General features: G+C 65.3%; 22 protein-coding genes and 2 pseudogenes. 12 read left to right on the top strand and 12 right to left on the bottom strand.

Annotated features, from left to right (window positions below; translation table 11 throughout):
* The first annotated feature begins 30 nt into the window (after positions 1 to 30).
* The 6 genes from ABNQ38_RS08715 to ABNQ38_RS08690 all read left to right on the top strand — a co-directional run bounded on the left by ABNQ38_RS08715 (position 31) and on the right by ABNQ38_RS08690 (position 6,623).
* The gene (locus tag ABNQ38_RS08715) at positions 31 to 1,281 is read left to right on the top strand and encodes an urea ABC transporter substrate-binding protein (protein ID WP_377806731.1); all 1,251 of its coding nucleotides are present in this window, start codon (positions 31 to 33) and stop codon (positions 1,279 to 1,281) included.
* Between the two features lie 133 nt (positions 1,282 to 1,414).
* Positions 1,415 to 3,034, top strand: a complete 1,620-nt coding sequence (gene urtB / locus ABNQ38_RS08710) for an urea ABC transporter permease subunit UrtB (RefSeq protein ID WP_377806729.1) — start codon at positions 1,415 to 1,417, stop codon at positions 3,032 to 3,034.
* Positions 3,031 to 4,155 carry an urea ABC transporter permease subunit UrtC gene (gene urtC, locus ABNQ38_RS08705; protein ID WP_377806728.1) on the top strand — a complete coding sequence of 375 codons (1,125 nt, stop codon included), beginning with the start codon at positions 3,031 to 3,033 and terminating at the stop codon, positions 4,153 to 4,155. Before urtB ends, urtC begins: the two co-directional genes overlap by 4 nt.
* Positions 4,152 to 4,922: an urea ABC transporter ATP-binding protein UrtD gene (gene urtD / locus ABNQ38_RS08700; RefSeq protein ID WP_377806727.1), complete on the top strand. Its 771-nt coding sequence runs from the start codon at positions 4,152 to 4,154 to the stop codon at positions 4,920 to 4,922. Before urtC ends, urtD begins: the two co-directional genes overlap by 4 nt.
* 1 nt (position 4,923) lies before the next feature.
* Positions 4,924 to 5,619 (top strand): urea ABC transporter ATP-binding subunit UrtE, encoded by a 696-nt coding sequence (gene urtE / locus ABNQ38_RS08695; RefSeq protein WP_377806726.1) that lies wholly within the window; start codon positions 4,924 to 4,926, stop codon positions 5,617 to 5,619.
* A gap of 32 nt (positions 5,620 to 5,651) precedes the next feature.
* Entirely contained in the window at positions 5,652 to 6,623 is a 972-nt protein-coding gene (locus ABNQ38_RS08690) for an acetamidase/formamidase family protein (protein ID WP_377806725.1), read from the top strand.
* Positions 6,624 to 6,908: 285 nt separating this feature from the next.
* On the opposite strand, the pseudogene ABNQ38_RS08685 reads toward ABNQ38_RS08690, so the two are convergent.
* Both ABNQ38_RS08685 and ABNQ38_RS08680 read right to left on the bottom strand, forming a co-directional pair.
* Positions 6,909 to 6,989, bottom strand: a pseudogene (locus ABNQ38_RS08685) (recombinase family protein); the annotation flags it as partial.
* 352 nt (positions 6,990 to 7,341) lie between these two features.
* Complete coding sequence (locus tag ABNQ38_RS08680; protein ID WP_377806746.1) at positions 7,342 to 8,892, bottom strand: ISL3 family transposase; 1,551 nt, start codon at positions 8,890 to 8,892, stop codon at positions 7,342 to 7,344.
* A 402-nt stretch (positions 8,893 to 9,294) separates the two neighbouring features.
* On the opposite strand from ABNQ38_RS08680, the pseudogene ABNQ38_RS08675 reads away from it, so the two are divergent.
* The 5 genes and pseudogenes from ABNQ38_RS08675 to ABNQ38_RS08655 form a co-directional block, all read left to right on the top strand.
* Positions 9,295 to 9,525, top strand: a pseudogene (locus tag ABNQ38_RS08675) (IS1595 family transposase); the annotation flags it as partial.
* 287 nt (positions 9,526 to 9,812) lie between these two features.
* Positions 9,813 to 10,997 carry an IS110 family transposase gene (locus ABNQ38_RS08670; RefSeq protein WP_377806524.1) on the top strand — a complete coding sequence of 395 codons (1,185 nt, stop codon included), beginning with the start codon at positions 9,813 to 9,815 and terminating at the stop codon, positions 10,995 to 10,997.
* A 231-nt stretch (positions 10,998 to 11,228) separates the two neighbouring features.
* Complete coding sequence (locus tag ABNQ38_RS08665) at positions 11,229 to 12,158, top strand: hypothetical protein (RefSeq protein ID WP_377806724.1); 930 nt, start codon at positions 11,229 to 11,231, stop codon at positions 12,156 to 12,158.
* A 14-nt stretch (positions 12,159 to 12,172) separates the two neighbouring features.
* Positions 12,173 to 12,451, top strand: coding sequence for a hypothetical protein (locus tag ABNQ38_RS08660; RefSeq protein WP_377806723.1), 279 nt, complete (start codon positions 12,173 to 12,175; stop codon positions 12,449 to 12,451).
* Positions 12,452 to 12,500: 49 nt separating this feature from the next.
* Positions 12,501 to 12,971, top strand: a complete 471-nt coding sequence (locus tag ABNQ38_RS08655; RefSeq protein ID WP_377806722.1) for a hypothetical protein — start codon at positions 12,501 to 12,503, stop codon at positions 12,969 to 12,971.
* Positions 12,972 to 12,977: 6 nt separating this feature from the next.
* Here the strand turns inward: ABNQ38_RS08655 and ABNQ38_RS08650 are convergent, their stop codons facing one another.
* The 10 genes from ABNQ38_RS08650 to mobI all read right to left on the bottom strand — a co-directional run bounded on the left by ABNQ38_RS08650 (position 12,978) and on the right by mobI (position 21,862).
* Complete coding sequence (locus tag ABNQ38_RS08650) at positions 12,978 to 14,876, bottom strand: hypothetical protein (protein ID WP_377806721.1); 1,899 nt, start codon at positions 14,874 to 14,876, stop codon at positions 12,978 to 12,980.
* Positions 14,876 to 15,670 carry a PP2C family serine/threonine-protein phosphatase gene (locus ABNQ38_RS08645; RefSeq protein WP_377806720.1) on the bottom strand — a complete coding sequence of 265 codons (795 nt, stop codon included), beginning with the start codon at positions 15,668 to 15,670 and terminating at the stop codon, positions 14,876 to 14,878. The genes ABNQ38_RS08650 and ABNQ38_RS08645 overlap by 1 nt, the downstream gene beginning before the upstream one ends.
* A gap of 5 nt (positions 15,671 to 15,675) precedes the next feature.
* Positions 15,676 to 16,353 (bottom strand): VWA domain-containing protein, encoded by a 678-nt coding sequence (locus ABNQ38_RS08640; protein ID WP_377806719.1) that lies wholly within the window; start codon positions 16,351 to 16,353, stop codon positions 15,676 to 15,678.
* 361 nt (positions 16,354 to 16,714) lie between these two features.
* Complete coding sequence (locus ABNQ38_RS08635; protein ID WP_377806718.1) at positions 16,715 to 16,978, bottom strand: hypothetical protein; 264 nt, start codon at positions 16,976 to 16,978, stop codon at positions 16,715 to 16,717.
* A gap of 79 nt (positions 16,979 to 17,057) precedes the next feature.
* Complete coding sequence (locus ABNQ38_RS08630) at positions 17,058 to 17,786, bottom strand: hypothetical protein (protein WP_377806717.1); 729 nt, start codon at positions 17,784 to 17,786, stop codon at positions 17,058 to 17,060.
* 1,435 nt (positions 17,787 to 19,221) lie between these two features.
* Positions 19,222 to 19,770: a hypothetical protein gene (locus tag ABNQ38_RS08625; RefSeq protein WP_377806716.1), complete on the bottom strand. Its 549-nt coding sequence runs from the start codon at positions 19,768 to 19,770 to the stop codon at positions 19,222 to 19,224.
* A 286-nt stretch (positions 19,771 to 20,056) separates the two neighbouring features.
* Entirely contained in the window at positions 20,057 to 20,353 is a 297-nt protein-coding gene (locus tag ABNQ38_RS08620; RefSeq protein ID WP_377806715.1) for a hypothetical protein, read from the bottom strand.
* A gap of 80 nt (positions 20,354 to 20,433) precedes the next feature.
* Positions 20,434 to 20,904, bottom strand: a complete 471-nt coding sequence (locus ABNQ38_RS08615) for a hypothetical protein (RefSeq protein WP_377806714.1) — start codon at positions 20,902 to 20,904, stop codon at positions 20,434 to 20,436.
* Between the two features lie 39 nt (positions 20,905 to 20,943).
* The gene (locus tag ABNQ38_RS08610; RefSeq protein WP_377806713.1) at positions 20,944 to 21,240 is read right to left on the bottom strand and encodes a hypothetical protein; all 297 of its coding nucleotides are present in this window, start codon (positions 21,238 to 21,240) and stop codon (positions 20,944 to 20,946) included.
* Between the two features lie 112 nt (positions 21,241 to 21,352).
* On the bottom strand, positions 21,353 to 21,862 hold the full coding sequence (gene mobI / locus ABNQ38_RS08605) for a conjugative transfer protein MobI(A/C) (RefSeq protein ID WP_377806712.1): 510 nt from the start codon (positions 21,860 to 21,862) through the stop codon (positions 21,353 to 21,355).
* 810 nt (positions 21,863 to 22,672) lie between these two features.
* On the opposite strand from mobI, the gene ABNQ38_RS08600 reads away from it, so the two are divergent.
* Complete coding sequence (locus ABNQ38_RS08600; protein ID WP_377806711.1) at positions 22,673 to 23,668, top strand: plasmid stability protein StbA; 996 nt, start codon at positions 22,673 to 22,675, stop codon at positions 23,666 to 23,668.
* Positions 23,669 to 24,069: the final 401 nt, after the last annotated feature.

The raw sequence follows: 24,069 nt of genomic DNA, 5'->3' as shown, positions 1-24,069 counted from the left end.
GCCCGCAACTGGCAAGGACTGAGGTCGGCAATGAAGCTCATCACATCAGCCGTCAAGCGTCGCACCTTCCTGAAGACGGCCGCCATGGCCGCCGGCACCCTCGGAATGCCGTCGATCATCCGCGGCGCCCAGGCCGCCGAACCCATCAAGATCGGCTGCCTCTTCTCGTCGTCGGGGACGATGGCGAACACCGAGGGTCGCTTGAACCACGTGTGCCGCATGGCCGCCAAGGAACTGAACGCCAAGGGTGGCGTGCTCGGCCGGCCGGTGGAGGTGGTGGTCACCGATCCCGGCTCCGATTGGCCGCTCTACGCCCAGCTCGGCCGCCAGCTCCTGCTCCAGGACAAGGTCGCGAGCCTGTTCGGCTGCTGGACCTCGGTGTCGCGCAAATCCGTGTTGCCGGTGGTCGAGCAGAACAACGGCCTGTTGTTCTATCCCCTGCATTTCGAGGGGGAGGAGAATTCCAAGAACGTCGTCTACCTCAATTCCCCGCCGTCCAGCTCCGTCCTGCCCGCGCTCGAATATCTGATGAGCGACGACGGCGGCGCGGCCAAGCGGTTCTTCATGCTGGGCTCCGACTATGTGTGGCCGCGGACGATCAACAAGATCTGCAAGGGCTACCTGACCTCCAAAGGCTTCAAGGAGGCGAGCTGGCGCGAGCACTACGTGCCCTTCGACTTCTCGAACTTCCAGACGCTGGTCAACGACATCCGCCAGTTCGCCAGCCAGCCGGGCGGCCAGCCGATCGTCATCCTAACCGTGGTCGGCTCCTCGATCCCGGCTTTCTTCAAGGAAGTGATCAGCCAGGGCCTCCGCGCCACCGACATCCCGGTTCTGGGACTCGACATGCTGGAGGCGGATCTGGAGGGGCTCGACACCACGACCATGGTCGGGCATCTCAACTGCTGGGCCTATCTCCAGAACGCCGGTTCGCCGCGCAACGACGCCTTCAAGGCGGCGTGGAAGGACTACGTCGACACCAACAAGCTGCCTTTCCGCAATAACGTGGTGATCGACCCGATGGTGTCGACCTACGACGGCGTCCATCTGTGGGCGGCGGCCTGCCAGAAGGCCGGCACCACCGAGGTGGACGCCGTCCGCGCCGCCTTCTCCGGCCTGACCTTCGACGATCCGTCGGGCTACACCCTGTCGATGACCGGCGAGAACAACTACGTCGGGCGCGGCGTCTTCATCGGCTCGGTCAACGATCGCCAGGGCTTCGACATCCTGTGGCAGTCGGAGGGCACGCCGAAGCCGGTTCCCTTCAGCCCCTACGCTTGAACCAGGGAGCGGACGGCGTCGGCCTGCCCGTCGGACCGGTCGGCGCTTCCGTCAGTGTGGCATGATTACTGGCTTTTTTCGGGACCGCCCCCCATCGCTCGCCCGGTGCCGGTCGCGCGTCCATCACCACGCCATGGCGGTTCTGGCCATGGCGGTCATGGTCTTCGCCGGATCCGGGCGGGCGCGGGCGGACGACACGCCGCAGTCCTACAGCCGCGACGCAGTGGTGGAGCGTCTCTGCGAGGCGAAGACCACGCCGATGACCGAAGCCATCAGGGACCTGCTGGCGGCAGTCGCCGCCGGACGCGAGGACCCCGCCTGGGGCAGCCGGATCATCGCCGCCCTCGACGGGCGGGATCTGCGCTGCGCCCGCAATGGACCCCGCCTCCTGAAGGACGGAAGCGCCTACCGCGATCCGGTGACCCTGCAGGAGATGCCGGCCCCCGCCCAGCCCCCATCGTCCCCCTTGGTCAATCTGCGCACCCGCGCCTGGGTCGAGATGGCGGCAAGCCTGCTCGGCCTGCTCGGCGATCCCACCGGGCCACGGGCGTCGTCGCAGGTGGCGGTGCTGGAGAAGCAGTACGACATCGTGCCGGAAACCGCGCTGACGGCCGCGGTGCAGCGGCAGAAGGCGGGGGAGCTGCGCGAGCGGCTGCAACTCGTCCAGTCGCTCCAGTCGCTGGAAGCGCCGTCGGTCGAGGCGCGCGTGGCGGCGATCCGCAACATCGCGGGCATGCCCACCGCGCGCAACCGCACGGCGCTGGTCACGCTCGCCGACAAGCCCGAGCACGCTGCCGATCCCCGCGTCCGCGCGGCGCTGGACGAGGCGCTGTCGGCGATGGACCGCCGGCTGCAGGCCGGCCGCGTGGCGTCGGTGCTGTTCAGCGGCCTCAGCTACACCAGCATCCTGTTCATGGCGGCGCTGGGGCTGGCGGTGATCTTCGGCCTGATGGGCGTGATCAACCTCGCCCAAGGCGAGCTGATCATGATCGGCAGCTACGCCACCTATCTGGTGCAGGAACTGCTCCGCGCCGTCGCCCCCGCGCTGATCGACTGGTATCTGCCGCTGGCGGTCCCGGTCGCCTTCGCAGCGTCGGCCGGCGTCGGCATGGCGATGGAGCTGCTGGTCATCCGCCATCTCTACCGCCGCCCGCTGATGACCCTGCTGGCCACCTGGGCGATCAGCCTCTTTCTGGTCAATCTGGTGCAGGTGCTGTTCGGCACGCAAAACCTGGAATTCGTCATTCCCTCGTACCTGTCCGGCGGCACCCGCGTCTTCGCCGACTTCGTGGTGACCTGGAACCGGCTGTTCGCCATCGTCTTCGCCGCCGCCATCCTCGCGCTGGCGCTGCTCGTCCTGCGCCGGACGCGGCTCGGCCTGTTCGTCCGGGCGGTGACGCAGAACCGCGACATGGCGGAATGCGTCGGCGTCTCCACCCGCCGCGTCGACCTGCTGAGTTTCGCGGTGGGATCGGGACTGGCGGGGCTGGCGGGACTGGCGCTGACCCCGATCTACAACGTCAATCCGACCATGGGCACGAACTTCATCGTGGATTCCTTCCTGGTGGTCGTGCTGGGCGGCGTCGGCAACCTCGCCGGCACGCTGGTCGCGGCGCTCGGCATCGGGCAGGTCAACGTCGCCATCGAGCCGCTCTACGGGGCGGTGGCCGCCAAGGTCATCGTCCTGCTGATGATCATCCTGTTCATCCAGTTCCGACCCGAAGGCATCTTTTCCGTAAAGGGGCGCCGATGAACGCTCTCTCCCCCTCCCCCCGCGCCCCGTGGCGGCGAATCGTCGCCACGCCGCAGGGCCTGACGACGCCGTTGGCCGTGGTTCTGGCCGGCTGCGCCGTCGCGGTCCTGCTCGCCGGGCGTACCGACGCCGGCCCATCGGTCTATCTGATGAATCTGGTCGGACAGATCGCCGTCTACGGCCTGCTGGCGGTGGCGCTGGACCTGATCTGGGGCTACGCCGGCATTCTCAGCCTGGGCCACGGACTCTATTTCGCCGTCGGCGGCTATCTCATCGCCATGCATCTGGTGACGGTGGCCTTCCAGGCGACCGGCACGCCGCCGGACTTCATGCTGTTCATGGGCTGGAAGGAACTGCCCTTCTACTACGCCGGCATGGGGCACCTCGGCTACATCGCGCTGCTGATCGTCGCGGTGCCGGCCCTGGTCGCCGTCCTGTTCGGGCTCGTGTCCTTCCGCTCGCGCGTCACCGGCGTCTATTTCGCCATCATCACCCAGGCGCTGGTCTATGTGGCGATGCTGCTGTTCTACCGGAACGACACCGGGTTCGGCGGCAACAACGGCATGACCGGCTTCACCGAGATCGCCGGGCAGCCGCTTGCCGGGCGGGCCACCGTGGCCGCACTGAGCGCCGCGTCGATGCTGGCCGCGGCCATCGCGCTGTTCGGACTCGACCGGCTGGTGCGCTCCCGCTTCGGACACATGCTGGTGGCGGTGCGCGACGACGAGGCGCGGCTGCGCTTCCTCGGCTATGACACGCTGTGGATCAAGCTGACGGTCTGGTGCGTGTCCGCCGTGCTGGCGGCGGTGGCCGGCGCCCTTTACGTACCGCAGGTCGGCATCGTGAACCCACGGCTGCTGTCGCCCGAACTGTCGCTGGAGATCGCCGTGTGGGTGGCCATCGGCGGGCGCGGCACGCTGGTCGGCGCCTTCCTCGGCGCCGTCCTCATCACCACGCTGAAGTTCCTGCTGACCGCCTGGATCCCGGCGGTCTGGCCCTTCCTCCTGTCGATCCTGGTTCTGCTGGTGGTCATCCAGCTGCCCAACGGGCTGGCAGATACGGCGGCGTTCGGCGGCGGCGTCCGGCGGCGGATCGCCGCTTTCCGGGAGCGCAGGATATGAACGCGCCAGCCCAAGCCCCGGCCCTGTGCCCGGCCCTCTACATCGACGGCCTGTCGGTCAGATTCGGGTCGTTCCGCGCCATCGACAACCTGTCCCTGCTGGTCAACCGCGGCGAGATCCGGGCGATCATCGGTCCCAACGGCGCCGGCAAGACCACCCTGCTCGACATCATCACCGGCAAGACGCGGCCCAATACCGGACAGGTGATGCTGGACGGCACGCTCGACCTGCTGGCCATGTCGGAGCCGCAGATCGCGCTGGCGGGCGTCGGCCGCAAGTTCCAGAAGCCCAGCGTGTTCGAGGCGCTGAGCGTGCGCGACAACCTGCGCCTCGCCCTGCGCTCGGCCGGCCGCTCCATCCTTCGCGAGATGGGCCACCGGCTGACCGCGGAGGAGGAAGGGCGGGCCGACGCCATGCTGCACCGCATCGGCATGGCCGGAATCGACTCCCGGCGCGCCGGCGTGCTGTCCCACGGCGAGAAGCAGTGGCTGGAGATCGGCATGCTGCTGCTCCAGGAACCGCGCGTTCTGCTGCTTGACGAGCCGGTCGCCGGGATGAGCGACGTGGAGACCGAACGGACCGCCGAGCTGGTGCTGTCGCTGCGGTCGCCCGAGCGGGCGATCGTCGTCATCGAACACGACATGTCCTTCGTCGAGCGCATCGCCGATCTGGTGACCGTGCTGCACGAGGGGCGCCCGCTGATCGAGGGGAGCATGGCGCGCGTCCAGGCCGACCCCAAGGTCCGCGACGTTTATCTGGGGCGCTGAGATGACACTGACCGTCGATACGCTGAACCAGCACTATGGTAGCAGCCACATCCTGCGCAACATCTCCTTCGCCATGGAGGAGCGCCAGTGCCTCGCCGTGCTGGGACGCAACGGCGCGGGCAAGACGACGCTGCTGCGCTGCCTGATGGGGCTTTTGCCGGCCAGCTCCGGCAGCGTCCGCTATGGCGCCGCCGATCTGACCGGCCTGCCGCCGCACCGCCGCATCCGCGCCGGTTTCGGCTATGTGCCCCAGGGGCGCGAGATCTTCGCCAACCTCACCGTGCGGCAGAACATCGAGATCGCGTCGCGCGCCTGCGCCATCCCCGACGCGGACGCCGTCTTCGACGAGCTGGTCGCCCTGTTCCCCGTGCTGGGCGAGATGTGGAACCGGCGCGGCGGCGACCTGTCGGGCGGGCAGCAGCAGCAGCTCAGCATCGCCCGCGCGCTGGCCACCCGCCCGTCGCTGCTGATCCTCGACGAGCCGACGGAGGGCATCCAGCCCTCGGTCGTTCAGCGCATCGAGGAGGTGATCGCCTCGTTGAAGGAGCGCATCGCCATCCTCCTCGTCGAACAATACCTCGACTTCGCCCGCAGCATTTCCGACCGCTACGTCGTCCTGTCGCGCGGCGGCGTCATCGAAAGCGGTGAATCGTCCGCCATGGACCATGAGCGGATCAAATCCTTCGTCTCGGTGTGACCGAGCGCGCTTCTGAACGGGAGATCCCATTGATGCAAGAGTTGCACGCGAATCCGGAAAACGTCTTCTGGGGCTATTTCGACGCCGACACGCCGCCGGTGCTGACCGTCGAGTCCGGGGAGACGGTCAAGATCCACACCTTGCCGGCCTGCTTCCAGGAAGATCTGCCGCCCGACCCGGCGCTGGTCACCCCCGACCACCGACGGGCCATCGACGCGCTTTCCCCCGGCGGCGACGGGTCCAAGGTGGTGGTCGGCCCGGTCGGCCCGCACATGATGACAGGACCGATCTACGTGAAGGGCGCGATGCCGGGCGACGTGCTCCAGGTCGATATCCTGGAGGTCGAGCCGCGACAGGACTGGGGTTTCTGCGCCATCCTGCCGTTGCTCGGCACCTTGCCCGAGGAATTCACCGATTACGAGCGCATCCACATCCGCGTGGACCGCGAAAAGCGGGTGGGCGTCCTGCCTTGGGGCACCGAAGTCCCGCTCGACCCCTTCTTCGGCATCATGGGAGTCGCCCCGCCCAAGGAGTGGGGCCGCGTCGGTTCGCCGGAGCCCCGCGCCTTCGGCGGCAACATGGACAACAAGGATCTGCGCCCGGGGACCACGCTCTACCTGCCGGTCTTCAACGAGGGGGCGCTGTTCTCCGCCGGCGACGGTCACGGCTGCCAGGGCCATGGGGAGGTCTGCATCACCGCGCTCGAGACGGCGCTGAACGGCACCTTCCGGCTGACCGTCCGCAAGGACATGAGCATCAGCCAGCCCTTCGCCGAGACGCCGGACAAGCTGATGTCGATCGGCCTCAATGTCGATCTCGACGAGGCGGCGCGTCAGGCGGTGCGGGAGATGGTCAGGCTGGTCTGCGAGCGCTCCAGCCTGACGCGCAACGAGGCCTACATGCTGTGCAGCCTTGTCGCGGACCTGCACGTCACGCAGCTCGTCGACATCAACAAGGGCGTCCACATGCTGTTCCCCAAGGCCTACCTCGGCGGAAGGCGGTAGACGCGCGACCGGTTCAGGGGGGCGTCCACATGTTGGGCCGGGGGACACCCTCCTTCCGTCGGACAGCCTCCGGCCCGGCCTCGGTGTCGGCGCAATGCGGAACGTCCTTTGACCACCGCTTTCAATGGCAGCCTCGCCGGAGTGGCGGGCCTTCCACGTCGGTCCGCATCGCGCCACCAGAGACGTGGATCACGGTTTCATAGGCTTTGCTGGCGCCATCGTTGAGGGCGGTGATCACCGCTTCCAACTTTTCGGGATTGATGGCAAGGGGGTGGCCACCATGACGGCCTCTCCTTCTTGCTGCCGCCGTGCCCCCGACGCCCTGTCCTCGAACAGGTGGCGCGCATCGACACCCGCTGTGATCAGGGCATCGCGCCGATCATGCCGCCGCCATACGGCTACGCGCTATGGGGCGAGATGAGGTTCGCGCCAATCGACGCTGTCACGGCTGTAACCGGGATGGCATTGCGCTGGTTGAACGTCCCGGTCTTGTCCCAAGCGACCCGGCGCCCTTGGGCGAAAGCTGCGCGATATTTGGGCTCTGTTGCAAAGTTTGCCGGCCGGCGGGAGATGATGTGGGAATCGGCACGAGGTTTCGACGCCGATCGGCACAGTAACCTACTGAGGGCATGAGAACTCTTGGAGGCCCACCTGCGGTTCATCCGCGCATTCGGTGCTGAGGTGGCGTGGGCCGCAGTGATGGCCGGCGTGGCAGTCGTCAGGCGGTGCACAAGACGCGCTGACGGAGCAGATCGAACTTGGCGCGGCCGAACATCTGCCGCTTGATGAGCTTCAGGCGGTTGATCTGCCCTTCGACCGGGCCATTGCGCTCCTGGAGAGCCGCTTGCAACGCGTCGAGATCGGCGGCCAGACCTTGAGCGAAGTTGCGCAGCGCTGTCGCGGAGGCCACCTCCAGCCACGCGGCGAGGGACCTCGCGCTCTGCCGGCAGAGGAGTTTGCCAAAGTCATTGATGAGGTCTGCCACCTCACGGATGCTTGGCGCGATCGCCCGCACGGTGTCGACGAACCGGCGGTCGGCATGGCTCAGCGTGGTCGGGTCACTCGTCAGCAGGCGGGCCGCGCGGCGGCTGGATGGCACCCGCCACGACGGCAGGGGAGCATCGGGTCGCTCAGACTCGGCCATTCGCCGCCGTTTGGCCCAGCGGCGCACGATGTCATAGCCGCCCTCGAACCCCTGCTCGACGAGGGCGCGCCAGATGGCGGCGGCGTTGCGCCGTCCACTGCACCATGCGGCCTCGGCGAAGGACGTGTAGCGATCCAGCAGGCTCGGCTCCGGAAACCGTCGATATGGAGCGGCTTCGCCGGCACGAAGCCACCGGCGCACCGCGTTGCGGGCTACCCCGGTCCGGCGGACGATCTCCTTGATCGGGAGCCCCTGCGCGTGCAACTGCGCGACCATGTGGTAGCGCACCTGCCACCGGGCGTCGGCATTGCTGGGCGACGGTTTCATGGCGTCCGGTGGGAAGGCGCATGCGGACGGGCGAACACCGGAGCCGCACAGCCGTGCAGCTTCGCGCAGTTCAGCGTGGTGGCGGTCCAGGAAGGAGCGCAGGGCGTCCGACGCGTTGACGAGCAGGTGCCACCGATCCGCCACCTGCACGGCGCCCGGCGCGCCGGTGCGGATGGCTTCGGCATAGGGGCCGGATCGATCACGGCTGACCAGCGCGACGGTCGGGTGTCGCTTCGGCCACGCGCGCAGAGGAGCGGCGCAGCGATCCGGCAGCAGGTCGATCACCCGGCCGCGTTCCAGGTCGCACACGATGGTTCCGTAGCGCCGGCTGCGGCGCCATGCCCAGTCGTCGACACCGATCACCTGCGGAGGCGAACACGGTGGTGGCGGCAGTTTGCGGATGAGGCGCAGGATGGTATCGCCGCTCACCGGCATGGCCAGCTTCGACGCCAACCGCGCGCCCGGCTCGCCGCCCAGCACCAAGCCAATCTGGGCTTGAGCCAACGCCAGCCGCCCCGTCCGCCGCTCCTTGCGGGCAATCTCGGGCAGGCGCTCGGCAAAGATACGCGATCCGCAGTGCCGGCAACGGAAGCGACGAACCTGAACCCGCAGAACGATCTGGCATCCCTGCCACGGCAAGTCAGCGATGGTGCGCCAATAGTGGCTGTGAACGTGGTCCGATCCCGTTCCGCAGGTCGGACAGGTTGCCACCGTTCCAATGGTTCGGGCGGTGACGACGATGCGATCCTGCTCGATCATAACCGCCGTCGCCTGAAGGCCGGCCGGCACCAGCGGCAGGGCGCAATCCGAGATCTGCATCATGTGAATCTCCCCGCTTCACATGTGCACCAACAGCTACGAGCCGTCCGTCTCAGCACCGAAAGCACGGAAGAACCCCACCTGTGTGCTGTTTCACAGGCCTGGAGCTGGGACTCAGCAAGAACACTGTGGCTGGCATCGTGAAACACGCGCGCGATGGGGCTGCAGCAGCTCCAGAAGTGGACCGTAACGCCCCGTGAAAAGCCTATGTTCTTGCCCTGTCCGCTTAGCGTATACCGCCATTATCAACCAAACACAGTAAGGCCTAGCTCTTGCAGCGTTTACGTGCGACTCTCAGCCATCAAGCACGGAGGGGACGATGGGATCGGTGCTCGAAGAGCTGACGGCCATTCGGACCGTGGCCGAGATGACCGAAGCATTCATGCCGACCTGTATTTTGGCGAGATCGGCTTCCGCTGGGCACAGCGCACGGTAGCAGGTCAGGCCCAGCGCCGGACCCGCAAAGGGCGGACGGTGATCCAAACCCTTTGGTCCCGTGTTCCCCCAGCCCTCCAGCTTCCGGCCGTCTTTCGTTACGCTGTCGGACGCCAACTCCGGCGAACCAAGGACGGCGGGATCAGCATCCGCTCGGCCGTAGCTGTCTTTGGTTGATAATGGCGGCGTATATTTTCGCCCGTTCTTGTATGTTCTGTGTCCGCCCTTCCGGCTGCCGATGCCGATCATCCGCGGTTGAGAGGGCTGGGTTCGGAAGAGGGGTGTCGTCGCCCGTTCCGGGGTTCGGCCCCGCGCCATAGATTGGCACCCTCGTCCGTTGCCCCGGGGCCTGCACGGTATCACGACGCATCGGCATCGACTGGCCGGTGGCGCCGCATTCACAAGGACAGGTGCCGGCAACGGCTCCGAGGCTCTTCGCGGCCCGTAATGACAGGAGGGACGCCATGACCTTCGTGGGCATCGACATCGGCGCGGAAGTCCATGCCGCCGCCGCGGTGAACGATCAAGGCTCGACCGTGTGCAAGCCATTCCGTTTCGCCGCCGACCAAGCGGGACACGCCGCCCTGTTCGCCGAGCTTGAGCGGCTCGCACCGGTCCAACTCGTCGTGCTGGAAGCCACCGGACACTATTGGAAGAACCTCGCCGCCGCGCTGGTTACCCGCGGCCTTCCGGTGGCCGTCCTCAACCCGCTGCAGTCCGCCCGCTTCCAGCAGGAAGCGCTGATGCGCACCAAGACCGACGCGCTCGACGCCCTGGGGCTCGCCCGCCTCGGCCAGCAGAAGCGGCCACTGCCGGCGACCTTGCCGGATCACGCCACCGAGCAGCTGCGCGAACTGGTCCGTCATCGCGACCGCCTCGTCCAGGACTGCGGCGACCGCGTGCGGCAACTCCATCGCCTGCTGGACCTCACCTTCCCCGAGTTCAAGCACCATGTCGCCCTGCTGGACACGGCGCTCGCCCTGACGATCCTGAAAGCGTTCCCAACCGCGACGGACGTCGCCGCTGCCACGCCCCGGCGTCTGGCCAAGCTGCGCCACGGACCGCGGCACCTCGTTGGCGACCCGTTGGCGCGCCAGCTCATCGCCGCCGCCAAGCAGACCGTGGCCGCCCAGAGCGGCGATGTCTATCGCGTGCGGATCCGGCATGCCTGCGAGGATCTGGCGCTCTGGCGCACCCGGCTTCTCGCCATCGACGCGATGATCGAGACGTTGCTCGACGATCATCAGATCGGTCGTCTGCTGACCTCCATCGAAGGAATTGGCACGACAACGGCGGCGCGTTTGGTGGCCGAGCTCGACGATCCCGGGCGGTTCCGCTCGCCGGATGCTTTGGCCTCCTACATCGGCCTCGTTCCGGCCCTCAAGCACTCCGGCAAACAAACGCCGAAGCGGGCGGGGCTGTCGCCGATCGGCAAGGCAGCCTTGCGGCGGGCGCTGTGGATGCCAACACTTCACGCGGTGCACGCCAGTCCCTGGCTACGCGCCTTCTACGATGGCCTGCGTGCCCGCGGGAAGCCGGGCAAGGTCGCGCTGATCGCCGCGATGCGCAAGCTGATGGTCGCCGTCTGGACTGTCGCCAAACAGCGGCGCACCTGGTCGCCCTCACCACCTCAGGAGACGACCGCCTGAGCCCCAGCGGTCGGTCGCCCCGACCGACCCATGCCAAGCCATCGCCGGGCCGGACGGCGCGGGTCAAGGCCGCAGCCGCCGTAGGCGGGGGCGCGTCAGCGCCCGCCTTGACCCGGAGCGGCCGGTCTGGCCTCCAACCCGCTTTGCCGCTTCACAAACGCCACGGTATCTATGGCGTCACCCCACTTTGGGCAGGCACCACCCCGCCGAACTCTCTCAACGAGGATGGCCATGAACGATCCGAGCTACAGCAAGAACATGGACAGCGTGCTGACGCTGTCAGAGCTACGCTATGACCTCGCCACCGCTGTTTTGGCCATGGGCGATCTGTTCCACCTGATCGGCCGCACTGATCTCGCTAAGCAACTGGTCGGCGCACCACAGGGGCTGACCTACCTAGAACACGTCGATCCCGAGACGGTTGATCTCACGTCTCTGGAAGCTGCCCAAGCGATGGAGCGTCTCTACCGCGTCTGCTTCGAACCCAAGCTGGGCATCAAGTTGGGCGCGATCCACGACGACTTGCTAACGCTCGAAGGTCTCATAGGAGCCCTCCCCAGCCAGTTCCCCGGCGAGTCGGTCAATCTGCCCCGGATCAAGAAGCGTTTGGATCGCTTGCATAGCGCGGGCTCGGCGCGCCGCGCCCTAGCCCTCATGGCCCGTTCAATCGCTGAGGGGAACATCGGCGAGGAGTATCGGGCAGATTGGACACTGATCGTTGACGAGATCGCTGCGATCGCGCAGATGGACGAGCGCTCTGTGAGGAACAAGGTGGGTCCGGCAGGCCGCACGCCCCTGCGGTCTCTTCCCCACCCTTTCGGCATGAAGCGCCTCGTTCTAGTCGATGGCTTCGAAGCGTTCGGTTGGCTGATCGGCCGGCGCATGTTCCGGCCGGTCCCGCTTGACCCGGGCGCGTTCCAGAAGGCTGTCGCCAACCCGGTAGACCGCCACCACCTCGGTATGGTCCTCGGCATTCTCGGCTGGTCGAACATCGGCCCGACCAACTACCTCGCCAAGCGTCTCGGCTGGATGGTTGGCGAGGTAGACGGCTGGATCAAGCACGGCCCCACCAAGGAGGAAGCGAAGGCACGAAAGCTGGCGGTCCTGCTCGGCCTCGATCCTGATGCCTTGGCCGCCTCCGTCGTTCGGCTTGGACGCTGACGGTGGAGGGGACCGTGGCCTTCGATTTGTCCAAGCACGCTTCTGACCGGTCCCAGCAGCGAGCGATTCCGCCTGATGTGGTGGAGGTACTCTGGGAGTATGGCTCTGAGATGCGCCGGCGCGGCGGCGACGTTCTCTTCTTCGACAAGCCCGCGCGCCAGCGCCTATGCCGTGATCTGGGCTCACAGGCGCTCCGCCGCTGCGCCAAGGCGCTCGCCTGCTACGCCGTCGTCGATGACCACGGCCGGATCATCACCGTGGCGCACCGCCGCTTCCGCTTCAAGCGGCCCTAACGCGCCGCACGTTCCTCACCGTTCAATCCCGACAAGGAGCAACGCCGTCATGGAGACGACGAACACCCCCCGCATGTCTGCCCTCTTCCGCCAGCTCGCCGCCGTTGAGCAGCAGCTCTGGGAACACTTTGGTGTGAAAGACCAGGGCCAGTATGCCGCCCAGCTCGTCGCCCAGGCCCTAGGGGCACGCAAGCTGGCCAACGGGGTCAACAAGGGCTACGACCTCCACCATGAGGTCTACGGGCGGATCGAGGTGCGCTCACGTCGCTACCCGCTCGACGGCCGGCGCGAGGACCGCGCTCGAGTTCCCGTGGTGAAGGCCGGACATTTCGACCATTTCGTCCACCTAGTCTTCGACCAGACGTTCTCCGTAGTCGGCGCCTACATTTGCCCGCACGATCGGATCTGCGAACTGGCCGCAGCCAGCAAGAACCGCTGTGTCCGCTACGCCGACGGGTTGGCCTTGCGAGGCGCCATCGACATCACCGGGGCCGTGCGGCAGGCCCAGGCGGCAACCTGATCCACGTCAGGAGCAGGCCGGTAGGCGTGATCTGTCTCTGGAGGACATTGCGTCATAGGGGAGATAGCCTTCCCGCCCGTCAGCCAGCCGCACCTTGGCGGCCCAGCCGTAGCCGCAGGCCTTGTTACCGGCCAAGTCCACCAGGGTATCCCCTGGAAGGCGCGCAATCACGGTCTGACGATCCGCTTCAAAGACCGGAGATCCTCCGAGCACGACCATAACCTGCAATCCGCGGCGTCGGCTCTGTGCAGGTTTGGTCGGAGCATCGCCATTCGTGGGAGCATCGACGGATTGCACGTTTGTCGGCGTGCCCGGCGTACCGCCCGGACGATCGAGGCAATAATCGGTCAGCCGTTGATGGTCACGTGAGGACAGGGAGGTAAGCGAAACCAGACCCACACGCCCATCGGAGAGACGGATGCCCACCGGCTTGTCCGCAGGAAGGCCGCAGAACTGTCCGTCGGCGAGCGGGACAAGCTTGCCGCCGGCCAGCTTGGCCAACTCCTCGCTACCGTCGAGTGAACGGACGGTAGCGCCGCCGGCCGCCGTCATGACCTGCCGGGTGCGCCGAACATGAGTGTCGCTTGAGGGGGAGGAATCCGACCCAGAAACCAGAAAATAACCAAGCCCAAGAATGACAAGCACACCGGCGGCAATGGCTCCTGGGATCAGTGAGGCGCGGGGTCCCCCTGCAGCTGGCGATGCCGTGTTGTGCACCACGACGAATGGTCCGGTATTCGTCCACGAACGCGTCCGAGCATTCCCGCCACGCGGCGCCCCGAAGACAGATGCCGGTTGAGGCTGGGCAGCAGGTTGGGCGCGCCGCGGCGTCGACGGCTTGGTAAGCGGCGGAGGAGGCGCAGCGCGTTGCCGTGACTTCTCCGCAGCGCGTTCCTGTTCCCGCGCGCAATAAGCGCAGCTGTCGCCGATGAATTGATGCTCTGGGTTCGTGGAGCACGTCTTCACCTGGCCGGTGAGCGCATCGAGCAAATCTCGCCATTCGACCATGTTGGGCCGGTCGGCTGGCCGCTTGGTGAAGGCTCGGTCGAAGGCCGCTTGAAGCGCCGGCGGAAACCCTCGGTGTATGCTCTGGACGGTGGGCACCTTCCTTGGCTCGGGACGGTCGTTCCGATACGGGTAGATCCCTGCGACGATGGCTCCAGCAATGTCGGTTGGATCGCTCTCACGCGCTGCGGGGCCCGGCCTGCCCTGGAACGGGTGGATGCCCTCGTTCAGGAGCTGGAACGCGATGACCGCGAAAGCGAAGGCGTCCTGTTCTATACCGAGCCGTCCGGGAGTCGATGAGTGTCCTTCCGGCGCGAGATATTCGATGGTGAACATCTCAGCGGGGTAGACATCGGCACGGCTGCGGATCGAGAACCCGTCGCAGTCGATCAAGCCGATGAACCCGCTATCTCGGTATACCAGCACGTTGGGCGGCTTCAGATCGATGATGCTGTGGCCGGCGGCATGCACGTCGGCAGCAACTGATGCAAGGTTGCGCGCCACGAAAAGGCGGAAGCCAAGGTCGTCGCGATGGCCGGCCTGGCTGCGTGCTGCGCGAGTGAGGATTTCTTCGAGTGTTGTTGCGCTCGACAGGTCGACGCGGCGCATGCGGTAGCCAAGGAACCGCCCGGAGCCGTCCCTGACCAGAGCGTTGGGCCACGCCAGTTCCACCACATCGGTGCCGTTGTGCTGGACGACGGCCTGCTGCGGTGGCGCCGCGAGCATTGCCGCGACTTTGCCAGCGAGACCGTCGTCGGGTTTGTGGTAGAGCTTGACCACATGACGGTCATCGCCGACGACGCGGCGGACGCTTCCGGCGCCGCCGGCGCCAATCTGGCCCGACTCCACCGTGATCGGCTTTCGCTGAGCGCCTGATCCGTCGTGGAGAAACAGCTGCATCAGTACCTCCGTGCCCAGACCAGCGTCTTGTCGTCCGGGTTGTGCGTCGCCTTTTCCGAGGCCAGGGACGCCGCCAGCGCCTTTGCTCCGTCAGCATGGTTGACGCGGCGAAGGTGCCGATCCACCGCTTCACAGAAGCCAGCTTTCGGGCTTCCGTCTGCGTGAAGGGCGAAGCCGGCCGCACCGTCGGTCATGAGCAGGATGCTGGTCACGCCCCTCAGCGGGGTTATGCGCAGATGGTCTGCCCAGCAGCTCTGGGTAACGAAGAACGTCTCGTTTGCGTATTCACCGTTTTCCGGCGCCGATACGGACGCGCCCTCCCAGCTCGCCGCGCCGTCCTCAGCGAGGCTGACACTGGCAACTGCTGCACCATCTCCGATATGGAGCACGAATCCATCGCCCTGAGGGAGCAGGACGGCCGCAACGACTGTTGTGTGATAGTCCGAAAGGGGGAGACCAGCCCGAACCGCTGCTTCCTCCAGGCACTGCCGCGCGTCGCGCACGGCAGCGGTCGCCGAGACTACCAGCGGCACGCTGGCGGTACTGCTCACCGCGCGCAGGTTATCCAGCAGGGCTCGCACCATGAGACCAGCCCCCACTTCGGCTGAGGCCGCGCTGCCAGCACCATCGCAGACCACAACGATTAGCGCGCCATCCACGACGTCGAAAGCGTAGGCGTCTTGGTTCGGGAGTTCGGCGCGGACATGCGACGGCCCGACCACGGAGGCACCAACAACGCGCCAAGGCGCTATATCCGCTCCGGAGACGCGATGGGCTCGTGCAGCGCTGGTCATTCCGGTCAGGTCTCGATGGTGATCATGCGGGGAGCCTCGATCTGCATCTTGGTGCCCGCAGCGGCTTGGCTCGCACTGCTGACGCTCGCCGAAAGCCAGACGAACAGTTCGCGGAAGGCGAGCCCGTGCAGCCGCAGCACCCCTTTTCCTGGCGCGTTGAAGGCAGCGAGCTTCTCCGTGCTGGCGCCCTCGACGGCTAGAGGGAACACGATGGCTTTCTTGTCGACCGCCGCCGTTCGCATCTCCTCCGCAGCATCCTCCCAATCCGCATCAGTCGGTTCGCCATCCGACACGATCAGCACCCACGGGCGGGTGTACGGAATGCCCATGTTCCGGAGACTGGCTTTGTAACTCTCCAACTCGGAGAGCGCCAGGCGGGCGCCAGCTCCGAGCGGGGTCGAACCGTTCGCGTAAATGGTTGGGGCATGGAAGTGCATGGCGTCGGTCCAGGGCGTCATCACCTGGGCCAGGTTGTCGCGGCCGATGCAGACGATGCTGACGGCAACACGATTCCGTGCCACCGGGTCCGCCTTCAAGGCTTCCTCAAACGCCATCAGTCCGTCGTTCAGCGATTGAATGCGTTTGCCGTCCATAGAGGAGGAGGCATCCAGGACGAGGATGCAAGGGGTACGCTGGGACGTATTCTCTTCGAGCTGGGCCTCAAGTCCGGGGATACCGTTCATGCCATTTCTCCAGGATGTGCGCAGTCCAAGAACCAAGGTCCGGCGCAGGTTGGAGAGACCATAGCTTGGGCGGCTTTTCGGGCGCGCCTCCAAAAGACGATGAAATTCGTCGCTTTTCTCTGGTGCTCCGGTCACGAGCGACGAAGTGCGGGTGTGTCGTCCGAACGCGACGCCGGCGGTTAGGGCGGCCGGTGGCGCCCCTCCCACCATCGTCAGACAGGGACGGAGAAGACACGCCCCCTTACGGGGGCGCTCTTCATGGGTTTAGGTTGGTGTTGTTCGATGTCAGATGGATCATCTGTAAACGTGGGTGTTCTGCTTGACCACGGACACGGCCTTTGCCAGCAGCTCCGCCCCAGCGTTATGGGGTAGGGTTATTGCTGCTGGCGGAAGTCGCCGGCCGGAGCACCTTCAGCACATGATCGGGCGGGAACCCGACAATGTCGAACCCTTCGAAGCCAATGGCGACGCAGGTATCCGTTTCACGCTCGACCTCCACCACCTCCATGTAGAGGCAGTCGAAGGCCGGGTGGTTGTGGCGAGGATCCGCATAGGGGTCCCCTTCGAGGTCGACGAAATCGCCGACTTGCACATCGCTGCTGGCGACAAGAACGAGGTTCGTCATGGATTGCCTCCTTATAAGCTACTGGGGAGGCACACATCCACTGCGGGGAGGCATGCCTCCCCAGGTAGGGTGGTTGAGATCAGAGAACTGCAGTCCAGCCTTGCAGTCGGCAGACGGCCGAGAACGCAAGAATGGCCGCATTGTCCCCGCTGTAAGTCCCGACCAAGTCGCTCTCCGCTTCGGGATCGGCGAGGTTGATCAGGTCAAAGGTCTTGGTGGCGCAAACGCCGCCGTTTACCTCGGACACCCGGTAGAACGTCCGGCGGTCCTCGGAGGCGATGATCAGCGCTTTGCTGGCGGTCAACACGATGCCTGCCGGGGTTGGCCCACAGCAGTACCTGTTGACGAAGCCGGCCACCATCGTATGGTTTTGCCAAAGGTCCTCAACCCGGCTGGGCTGAGATCGCGGCCCGAACTCCAGGCCGAAGTGCTCTGCCAGTTCCCGGACCGACTGATGGGCACCACAGACTTCCGTGTCCGTGTGCTTCAGGATGCAGCTGAACCAGAAACTGTCTTCCGACACATTGAGGCAGTCGCACTCGGTGGAGACGTCGTCGTCGTCGATCTCGCTGGGCTCTTCATCGCAGTCCTCGGCGTCCTCGTCAGACGGCGCGGGTTCGGTGTTGAGCCAAACGGCATCGTAATCGAACTTCTTCACGCGGAGCAGATCGTGCTCCTTGACCAAGCCGGCCAACCTGATGATCTCGCGGGCCTTGGCTTCGTCGATGCTGAAAACAACCACCGCAGGAATGGTTGAGTACTCGCTCGAGGCGCTGCACTCGGCGGTGTAGGTCTTGGGATCAGCCATGATGTGAACTCCTGTCGTGAAAACGCTGGCAGAAGACACACCACCCCTGAGGGGAAGGAGGCCTTCCCCAGCGGGTTTGGTCTGAGCAAGATGAGGGTGTCGCGCTCGGCTGCAGTCCGCCGGGCAGGACGTATCCGCAGGGCCGAACCCTGCGGTTTGGTGTGGCAGGGACCAAGCCCGAAACCACAACGAGGCCCGAAGACCAAGGCTGCTTCGCCCAGATGGGCCAGGACCAAAGCTTGTCCTGCCAGCTCAGCGCCGGATCGAGCGACCAGGCGAACCTCGCCGCTCGACGAGCCGCCGCGTCATGCAGACGGCCCACTGTGATGCACGGGGCATCAGAAGTGCACTCACTCTAATGGAGCCAGCGCCAGCGTTCAAGATGGACGCCGGACACGATGCAGGTGCCGCCACCGACTGCCAAGAGCACGGTCACGCAATCACCGAAGGAAGCCACGCGGCAAGACCGCGGTCCCGCACATCGCGAGCCGCCTGGAGCTCCCCAGCTGTCTCCCAGCGTGCCCGCGTGAGCACGGCGCCGGCGAACTCACCCTCCGCAGCATGACGAAGCAGAGGCCCAACCCCGCGCTCGTTCACCACCCGCAGCCCGACACTCCCAGGGGGGATGTGCGCCACTTCCTCGCCAGTGAGCCTCCTGGAGGCGACGTGTTCCATCCAGGCGTGACGCAGCATGAGGATCGCTTGCAGGGGGCACCAGCCGCCGCCATACGATCACGGAGCACCCGGTAGGAACGCCCGCGCTGGGGGCGACCACGATTAGACAGGAGATCGTCGGCCAAGTCCCGGTAGGACAGTCGCCAGAGGAGCCACTCGTAGAAGGGAATGGCGCTGGGAGGGCTCCGATCGCAGCCTGGGGCCGGCGCCGTGCGGAGGTCAACCTCGTCGACCATGTCGGGCGGATCGGCTTTCACCTCCTCCCATTGCTCTAGGATCACACGTTCGGCCTCTGCGGCGGAGACGCGGAACCACTCCGTGAACCGGGTCAGGTCCGTCGCATGGTCTGATAGGGCCACATGGACAGCCGCCTCTCTCCGCACTCCACCTGGAACAGCACCGCCAATCTCTCGGGATTTCCCGTCTGTAGGTCGGCGCACCGGATCGCTGGATCGACGCTGTGGCCGACCTTAGCAGGCCCGGCCGCCGAGTGCCCTACCACGTAGACAAACACGGTCCCCTCCACCGCGCCTCCCCACAATACCGTGCAAGCGAGCACCGGTCGATGAGGGCCCGATGGGCCGCGGCTGGGTGGGCTGCTCATTAGCCCCTGATCAAGGTCCTGGCTCCGCGGCGCGTGGGTGACTCAATTACCTCAACGGACCCGCAAGCTGCGCGCTGGCACGAACCAACGTCCAGGCACAGAAAAGGCCGGAAACCTAAAGGCTCCGGCCAAGGATGGCATCCTGGTGAGCTGCACTCAGTGCAGCGAGGTCGTCGGTTTTGGGAACGGATTCGGCACTGTGCCCTCGGGGTAGTAGGTCTTGGCTTCGGCGATGATCTGGCGCGTCGTGCCATCGGTCGTCACGGTCATCAGGATGTCGTACAGGTCCTCCTTCGACATCGGCTGTGAGCCCTCGCGCACCTCGATCTTGTTGTGGTCCTTGTTCCACTCGGACACCGATTTGCCGTCAGCCGGGTTCCAGACCCGGCCCACGGCGTCGACGATCTCCACCTTCGTGAGCCCGTCGGCCGCCTCGGTCAGCAGCGTCTCAATGAGGGCGGCCAACCGGACCGGGTCTTCCTGACCCATCGCCTCCTGATAGGCGGCCAGCGCCTTTTCGTAGACGGCAAAGGCCAGCGGCTTCTGACCCTCGGGGCCCGGGACTGTCACGGTGTCGCCCAGAAACTTTCCCAATCGCTCCATCGCCTTCGCCGCTCCTGGCCAGTCCATCTTCACCAGGTCGAGTATCTCCTTGACGCCCTCAGAGGCATCACCGCCGGTCGCTTTCCGGAACTCCTTGAGCATGTCGTCGTCTTTAGTCACAATAGGTTGCCCCGATGCGCCCGCGCGCTGCCCATGGTTGCTGCCTAGTCTAGAATTCGCAAATATGAGCGTCTGGCCGCAACCATACACCCGGAGCCTGAAATCGGCGAGCGGGGAATCGTTACAGCCGGGTAAAATCCTTGCAAATCCTTAGGCGCCAAAGCAGCCAAGGTCATTAAGCACAAGCCACTCAGACCGGACAAGGAGATATCTGCGAGAACGGTTGCCGGTGCGACCGACCGAACAAGATGTGCGCCGCAGCGCTCACTCAGGAGGGGCCGTGCAGTGCCGTCCGTTGGTTGCCTTGAACGCGACGCACCAGCAGCTCCCTCAACCGTGCCTGAGAGCAGCCGGCTGTCACAAACTCGATAGCGGTCACCTGTCCCGCGTCGAAGGCCAGCCCTAATAGCGCGCAGTCTGCGATCTTCTGATCGGTGTCCAGAGAGACCGTAACGACGCCTGACTGCTGCGCGATCCGCAGGCCGAAGCCGCAAAGGCCAAGCACACCGATAACCAGCATTGTTTTCTGAACCACGCGTCGAATACGTGGGGAGTGGTCGAACAAGCCTATCACACACTCCTCCTACCCCAGCACCCATCGACTGAAGCCAAGGGCCGTGTTTGGCCCCTCCCCGCCTTTCGGCATCATGCCGCCTGCGTCGCTTGGGCCTCAGTGCGGCGCCAGTGATCAGCCCAGAGCTCGACTACCGCTGCCGGCTTCAACAGTGCCACACGCGCCCAGGCGACGCCATAGAGCGTCGGCATCCGGACGTAACCGTGAGCGGCCACATCCCGGCCGACGAACCTTGGGTCTGTCGTGAAGTTCAGGATGGTCCCGTAGACCGACAGCTGCACAATGTCCGAGAGGAACACCCGTGGCAGCCGCCGCGTCTTCGTGTCCACAGGCACCAAAAGTCCCGCGTCCGACAGGAACACCTGATCGGGTCGTCCGAGGAGGGGCACTGGCAGGTTGGTGCGGACCTCCTCCTCCGACAGGACCAGACGACCACGGGCTAACTCCGCCGGCATGTTCTCACGGCGGAGCCAGAGAAGGCGGTCCGCTTCCTCACGCTCCCGCACCCGGTTTCGTATCTTGCCAATCTCAAGACGTTCCATAGCGGCTGTCCTTTCCAGGGGGGGCCTATCCAGGGGGCGTTAGCCTGCTGTGAGGAAGCGGCGAACCTCGGCGTCGAAGCGTTCGTGTTCAGCGATGCCGGCCTGACGGCGCGCCTCATTGGTGAGGGCAGGAGGAGGACCGCCGCAGGCACTCTTGGCCAGCTTTGTCGCGGACACCGCCCGCAGTCGTCCCCACCGCTGCACCGCAGGGCCATTCTCCAACGACGAAATCGCCTTCATCGGGTGCCGAAGGAACTCTTCGAAGGTCAGGCCCACCTCGTGGAAGCGGCACGCGACGAACAGATCGCCATAAAGCTCCAACTCTGCGTCCAGCATGCCTGCCTCCTAAGGTGTGCGTTGCCTGTCCAGGGGGCGCGCGGCCGTCCGCTCACCCTCTGTCTTCAGCCTACAGATTTTTCCGGAAACGCAAGTCCTTGCCTCGCGCCGCTCAGAGCTCCGGGAGTGCGGCCTCCCATGCAGCCCGCCGCTGTCGCGCTTCGTCCTCAACCCGATGGTAGTTCGCTCCGAGTAGGGCCAACTTCGCCAGCATGCTGCCGCGTGATCGCAGAGGGCCGAAATCCTGTTCCAGTCCACTGATGAGGGCCTTTTCCCAAACCGGCGCATCAGGAAAAGAAGCCATCGGGTATTGCGCTGCCTTGCCCCGCGGCACGTTCTCGTCCAGCCGTCGGCGGTTCGTCTTTCCTCCGAAGAACGTGACTTTCACCCACCGGATCGTGGCCGCCACTGCGCGGCGCTCCACGCGTGCCAAGTAACGATTGTGTTGGGATGGCGGCTCTACCGCGCGGACACGCTCACATTCCATGTAGAAGCGCGTGGCTAATGCCCGAGCTTCGGCTTCCACCACATCTCCCTCGGACTGCAAGAGAGCCCTCAATAGGTCCGCAAAGTTCGCTCCGGTCCGCTCCCGCAGTGCTTTGATCTCATCTTCAAGGGTCATTTTTCCTCAGGGGGTCGGTGCCAATATCTAACCATTGGCACCGCCTCACCCCCCCGTGCCAATGGGCGAAATCGCCCTACTAGACGCAAACTGGTGGGGCATCAGTGCCAATATTGATTGGCACCGGCATGGGTACCGGTGCCAATGGAGTGATTATTGCCCCAGCTTCTGACCATTGCAAGACGGATCAGTGCCAATAGAAATTGGCACCGGTGTGGGTACCGGTGCCAATGGGCGAGGTCACTCCATCAAACCTTAAATGGTAGGGAGTCAGTGCCAATGATGGTTGGCACCAACGTAGGTGCCGGTGCCAATGCAAAGTCCATTGACCCTATTTCTCACCATTGCGGGTGGAGCAGTGCCAATAATGATTGGCACCGGTATGGGTACCGGTGCCAATGGCAACATCTGCTCAACCTGCAGGTTCGCCTGCCTTCTCGCTAGATTCTCCAATTTCTACGGCATCGGTGCCAATGACGATTGGCACCGATGCCACTCCAATGCCAATGGACTTCTGTACTTGCATCGCTTCGCGTGACTTTGGAACACTCCGCCCTGCCCTTCAGCGCCGCGTGCTCCTCCGATTGCCACCGCCAAACAGCCGGCCGGGAGGAATGATAGCGGCAGCTTTACCCTCGGCTGCCGCCAGTGTACCGCCAGAGCACCGCCAGAGACTCCTTGCACCCAGCACCCGAGAAAGACGTCGATTTCCGTCGTCTTTCGGCGGCGCGCCGAGCGCTTCGAAGTTGCTAGCATGGCTCATAGGTTCCTGCAGTGAACCGCCAGAGCAACTTCCGGGAATGTGCCGCCATGTTCGCCATCGGGCTCGACATTGGGTATTCGAACCTCAAACTCGCCTTCGGAAAGGTGTCGGACAACGTACTGGCCAAGCCTGCCGTCACACGGGTGTTGCCCGCCGGCGCTGGCCGCCTGTCAGACCTCCCATTGCGGATGGGAAAGGCAGACGGTGACACCGACGCTCTTGTCGTGAACGTCAACGGTGAAAAGTGGGCTGCAGGTGTGGATCAGGCTCGGCTTGAGACCTCGGTTCGCGAGTTGCACGCCGACTACCCCGCCTCCGATGCCTACCGCGCACTGTTCCACGCTGCCCTCCTCATGGGCGAGCACGACACGGTGGACCAGCTTATTACCGGCCTGCCGGTCTCCCAGTTTCTCGACAAGGATCTCCGGGCACGCCTTTCAGACCGCCTGACCGGCGAGCATCAGGTCACCGCCGGCCGGACGATCACAGTGAAGAACACGCTGGTCGTTCCTCAGCCCTTCGGCGCTTACCTGGACCTGCTGAACACGGTCGAGGACGCCGCGGAGCTTGAAGAGTCACGGATCATGGTGATCGATCCCGGCTTCTTCTCGGTGGATTGGATCGCCATCGAGGAGGGCGAGATCCGCAAGGCCAGCAGCGGCACCTCCAAGCGGGCGATGTCGGTTCTGATCGAGACGGCAAACGGCCTCATCCAGGAGGACCATGGAGGCAGCGCCGGCATGGATCGGCTGGAGCAGGCGGTACGTCAGGGCAAGACCTCGGTCCCGGTGTTCGGCACCCCGGTCGAGCTGGCGCAGTACATGGATAAAGCGGCACAGCGTGTTGCAGTCGAGGCCCTGAAGGAAATGAAGCAGCAGCTCCGCGCCAACGATCGCGCGGTAGACATCGTGCTGATCGTCGGCGGCGGTGCCCTGGCCTATGAAGCGGCGGCCCGCGACCTCTTCCCCAAGAGCCGGGTCGTGCTGCCCCAAGATCCGGTCCTGGCGAACGTCCGCGGCTTCTGGAGCGCAGCTGTCCAATGAGAGTCGTCCTGGTCATCACACGCGCCTGCGCCGAGCTAAGCGAGGAGCTAGAGCGTCTGCCGTCCAGAGACCGCGCTGAGTTTATCCGTGGTCTTGCAATGCAGGGGCTTTATCGCAGACGCGAGATCAACGCGGGCCTAGTGGGTGCGGCGGTTCCTGCCGCCCCGATGCCGATCGCGGTATCGACAGCGACACCAGACCCGAAGCTGGGACGCCTGAGGCGCAAGGCTCTGAAGAGCTTGGAAAGCGCCTGATGAGAGGAAGCGGGGTCAATTACTGCAGCCATTGAATTACGACGCGGTTTCGCACCGGCGCCGGGCAGGCTGTTTCGTCCAGCGGCCAGCGGTGAGAGCGCTCAGGACGCCTAAGGAGAAGTTCATGCCTCGTCGGGTGTCCTCCCA

Source organism: Azospirillum sp. A29, assembly GCF_042604625.1.
In the GTDB taxonomy this organism is placed as follows: domain Bacteria; phylum Pseudomonadota; class Alphaproteobacteria; order Azospirillales; family Azospirillaceae; genus Azospirillum; species Azospirillum palustre.
Note: the sequence above shows the minus strand (reverse complement) of the source record. Positions and strands in the feature narration are given on the sequence as shown.